Source organism: Aquabacterium sp. (assembly GCF_021768455.1).
Lineage (GTDB): Bacteria > Pseudomonadota > Gammaproteobacteria > Burkholderiales > Burkholderiaceae_C > Aquabacterium.
The window spans coordinates 1-4,280 of the sequence record NZ_JAIZVX010000227.1 but is presented as its reverse complement, the minus strand read 5'-3'; the positions used below and the strand labels follow the sequence as shown (position 1 = coordinate 4,280).

Here is a 4,280-nt window from a genome sequence, read left to right as displayed (position 1 = left end):
CGCGGTAGCGCTCGCGCAGGCCGAGGGCCAGGGGCGCGATCAGCAGGGCCGAGGCCGACAGCGCGATGAGCGCGGCGGACCAGCCCAGGCGCTCGATGAGCAGGCTGGCCAGGGGGATCATGAGGAACTGGCCGAATGAGCCGGCTGCGGCGGTGATGCCCATGGCCCAGGAGCGCTTCTCGGCGCTGACATGCCGACCGATGACGCCATAGACCACGGCATAGGTGGTGCAGGCCTGGGCCAGGCCCAGGGTCAGGCCGGTGCTGAGGTTGAAGGCCAGCAGGCTGTCGCTGGTGGCCATGCCCAGCAGGCCCAGGGCGTAGAGCAGGGCGCCGGTGCACAGCACCTTGAGCGCGCCGCTGCGGTCGGCCCACCAGCCGACCAGCGGGCCACTGGCGCCCCACACCAGGTTTTGCAGGGCGATGGCGAAAGCGTATTGCTCGCGGCTCCAGTCGTGGGCGCCGGTGATGGGCTGCAGCCACAGGCCAAAGCCGTGTCGGATGCCCATGGAGAGGGTGACGATGAAGGCGCCGCAGACCAGCAGTTGCCCGATCGGCAAGGGCAGGAGGGCGCCGCGGGCGGGCGAGGTGGAGGCGGGGGATGTCATGGGCAGGGAGAGCCGTGGGGGCTCGGCGGCAGCCAAGCCGGAGGGCTCAGACCTGCATGTTCATGATATCCGTGTAGGCCTGCACGAGTTTGTTGCGCACCTGGACGGCCGACTGAAAGCCCAACTGGGCCTTCTGCATGGCGATCATGGTCTGCTCCAGGCTGACGGTGGGGTTGTCGAACTGGACCTCGCGCTGCATGGCGGCCGAGGTGGCCTGGCTCTGGCTGATGCTGGCCAGGGCCCCGCTCATGGCGGACTGGAAGCTGGGCTTGTCGACGCCTCCGGTGGCCCCTGCGGCCTCGGCGCGGGTCTTGGCCTCGACCCGGCGTGCGACGTCGGCCATGCCGGCCTTGGCGGCAGCTTGGGCGAAATCGAAGGGCTTGAGTTTGAGGTCCATGTGCCGATAAGCAGACAAGGCGTGATGCAGTTCACCACTGGTCTGCATCCTACGCAGTTCCCCTGGGCGCCAAGCCGGGAAGAGGGCTGCAATCCGGCGGCTGTTCCCGGCACTTTTGCCCGTCCTGACTCCGAATAATGGGCCAGTCCGAAAGGGTTTGCGGCATCGTGTGGTTTCGATGCGCGGCCCACCGCTTCGAGCGCTCATGGAAGTCACCGTCGCCCCCTCCAACTCTGCTGCCCTTGTCGCCTCACCTGAACAACAGGTGATCGACAACGCGCCCCCTGGTTTCGGCCAGCGGATCATGGCCCTGCCGACCCAGCGCAAAGTGATGCTGGGGGGCGGCATCGTCGCGCTGGTGGCGATCTTCGTGGCCTTGCTGCTCTGGGGGCGCGAGGGCGATTTCCGGGTGCTGTACTCGAACCTGTCGGACAAGGACGGGGGGGCCATCGTGGCCCAGCTGCAGCAGATGCAGGTGCCCTACAAGTACTCGGAAGGCGGTGGCGCCATCATGGTGCCGGCCGACAAGGTGCATGACCTGCGCCTGAAGATGGCCTCGGCCGGTCTGCCCAAGGGCTCGGTGGTGGGCTTCGAGCTGATGGAGTCGCAGAAATTCGGTGTGACCCAGTTTCAGGAGCGCCTGAACTTCCAGCGCGGGCTGGAAGGCGAGCTGACCCGTTCCATTCAGGCCCTGGCCAGCGTGCAGGCGGCCCGGGTGCACCTGGCCCTGCCCAACCAGAATGGTTTCTTCCGGGAGCAGCAAAAGCCTTCGGCGTCGGTGGTGCTGACCTTGTTCGGCGGACGCACCCTGGACCGCGACCAGATTGCGGGCATCGTGCACCTGGTGTCGTCGAGCGTGCCGGAGATGTCGCCCAAGGCGGTGAGCATCGTGGACCAGACGGGTGCCCTGCTGTCGGGCCCGGTGGACGGGACCGATGCGCAGTCGGGCCTGGACGCCAAGCAGCTGCAGTATGTGCGCCAGATCGAGGCGAACTACACCCAGCGCATCCGCGACATCCTGGAGCCGGTGATCGGCAAGGACAACCTGCGCGCCCAGGTGACGGCCGAGATCGATTTCTCGCAGGTCGAGGCGACGGCCGAGGAGTACAAGCCCAACCAGGACAAGAACCAGGCCGCCATCCGCAGCCAGCAGACCAGCGAGCAGCAGGGCCAGGGTGCCGCATCGCCCACGGGCGTGCCCGGCGCGGCCACCAACCAGCCCCCCACGCCAGCCACGGCGCCGGTCAATGGGGCTTCGCAGGCGCTGCAGGCCACGCAGGCCGGTGGCCCGGGCAGCACCAGCCGCCGTGAGGCCGTGACCAATTACGAGGTCGACAAGACCGTGAAGGTGGTGCGCAACGGCACGGGCAACATCCGCAAGCTGAATGCGGCCGTGGTGCTGAACCACCGCACTGTGACCGATGCCAAGGGCAAGACCACGACCCAGCCGATTCCGCAGGAAGAACTGGACAAGCTGACGGCGCTGGTGCGCGAGTCCATCGGCATGGACGACAAGCGCGGTGACTCGATCAAGGTGATCAACTCGCCCTTCCAGGCGCCCAAGGAAGAGGTGGACGACACCCCGCTGTGGAAGCGCCCCGAGACGCTGGACATCGTCCGCACCCTGGCCCTGCCGGCGGCGCTGACCCTGGCGGCCCTGATCGTGGTGTTTGGCGCCATCCGTCCGGCCATCAATGCGGCCAAGCCGCTGCCGCCGGTCGAGACCGAGGACGACAAGCCCAAGCTGGACGCTGTCGTCGACGACCTCAACGAACTGCCCGCCGTGGACGGCGAGGCCGCGGCCAACCAGGTCCTGGGCCCGGACGGCCAGCCGCTGCCGGCGCTGGAAGGCCCTTCGGTGGACCAGCGCCTGGAAGACGCCCGCAAGCTGGCCCGCGAGAACCCCCTGGCCATGGCCACGCTGCTGCGCGGCTGGGTGAACAACTGACCGCTGCAAGAAGAGACCGAAGGACGCCGACATGGACGAAAAAGGCCTGGAAGACGCCGCCATCCTCCTCATGTCCATGGGGGAGGAGGAGGCCGCGGCCGTCTTCAAGCACCTGGAGCCCAAGGAAGTGCAGAGCCTGGGCGAGACCATCGCCAAGCTCAAGACGATCACGAAGGACCGGATCGAAGAGGTGCTCGATCGCTTCAAGGACGAGGCGGTGGAAATGGGCTCGCTGGTGCCCGATACCGACGAGTACATCAAATCGGTGCTGCGCAAGGCGCTGGGCGACGACAAGGCCAACCTGCTGATCGACCGCATCATCCAGGGCAGCGATGTGACCGGCATCGAGAGTCTGAAGTGGATGGATGCGGGCTCTGTGGCCGAACTGCTGCGCAACGAGCACCCTCAGATCGTGGCCGCCATCCTGGTTCACCTGGACCCGGACCAGGCTTCTTCGGTGCTGAAGTCTTTCAGCGACCGCCACCGCAACGAGGTGATGGTGCGCATCGCCACGCTGGACGGCATCCAGCCTTCGGCCCTGAAGGACCTGAACGAGGTGCTCTCGCGGGTGCTGTCGGGCGGGGCGCAGGTCAAGAAGTCCAACCTGGGCGGGGCGAAGCCGGCCGCCGAGATCATCAACCTCATGGGCTCCAGTCTGGAGACCTCGGTGCTCGACTACATCCGCGAGGCCGATGCCGATCTGGCGCAGAAGATCATGGACAACATGTTCACCTTCGACGACCTGATCAAGCTCGACGACAAGGGCTTCCAGGCGATGCTCAAGGAAGTGCAGACCGAGTCGCTCATCATCGCGCTCAAGGGCGGTTCGCCTGAGATCCGCGAGAAGGTGTTCAAGAACATGTCCAGCCGTGCGGCCGAGACGCTCAAGGAAGACCTCGAGTCCCGCGGCCCGGTCAAGCTCTCCGAGGTGGAAGGCGAGCAGAAGGAACTGCTGAAGATCGTGAGACGCCTGGCCGACGAAGGCCAGATCACGCTGGCCAGCGGAGGCGACGATGAGTACGTCTAAGCCACCGGGAGGCGGGCAGGGCGGTGGTCAGCCACCGGGGCACACCTCGAACGCCTACGCGCGCTTCATCCCCCGCGAGGAGCTGGGCAGCTTTTCGGCCTGGAACCCGCAGACTTTCGAGCCCCCCCAAGCCACACCTGAGCCCGTGGGCGGGGTGCGCAAGCCCACCCTGGCCGAGCGTGCTGCCGCGGAGGTCCGCCCGCCGAAATCCAGCACCGCCCAGCACGCACCACAGACCGCCCGTGCGGTGCCGCCTCAGCCTCAGCCCGCTGCCGCACCGGCTGCAGAAGTGCCGCTCGGC

At 67.1% G+C, this 4,280-nt stretch carries 4 protein-coding genes and 1 pseudogene; 3 read left to right on the top strand and 2 right to left on the bottom strand.

Features of this window, described 5'->3' with window-relative positions:
• Together QZ994_RS18960 and fliE are read right to left on the bottom strand one after the other, a co-directional pair.
• Nucleotides 1–607, bottom strand: a 607-nt coding sequence (locus QZ994_RS18960) for an MFS transporter (RefSeq protein WP_290877385.1), incomplete at its 3' end; no start/stop codon positions are given.
• Between the two features lie 46 nt (nt 608–653).
• Nucleotides 654–1,004 carry a flagellar hook-basal body complex protein FliE gene (fliE, locus tag QZ994_RS18955; protein WP_290877382.1) on the bottom strand — a complete coding sequence of 117 codons (351 nt, stop codon included), beginning with the start codon at nt 1,002–1,004 and terminating at the stop codon, nt 654–656.
• Between the two features lie 205 nt (nt 1,005–1,209).
• Here fliE and fliF point away from each other — a divergent pair, with 205 nt between their 5' ends.
• From fliF to QZ994_RS18940, 3 genes and pseudogenes are all read left to right on the top strand, one after another.
• Entirely contained in the window at nt 1,210–2,952 is a 1,743-nt protein-coding gene (gene fliF / locus QZ994_RS18950; RefSeq protein ID WP_290877379.1) for a flagellar basal-body MS-ring/collar protein FliF, read from the top strand.
• Between the two features lie 31 nt (nt 2,953–2,983).
• Nucleotides 2,984–3,979 carry a flagellar motor switch protein FliG gene (gene fliG, locus QZ994_RS18945; protein ID WP_290877376.1) on the top strand — a complete coding sequence of 332 codons (996 nt, stop codon included), beginning with the start codon at nt 2,984–2,986 and terminating at the stop codon, nt 3,977–3,979.
• A pseudogene (locus QZ994_RS18940) lies at nt 3,966–4,280 on the top strand (hypothetical protein); the annotation flags it as partial. The gene fliG and the pseudogene QZ994_RS18940, both read left to right, overlap by 14 nt.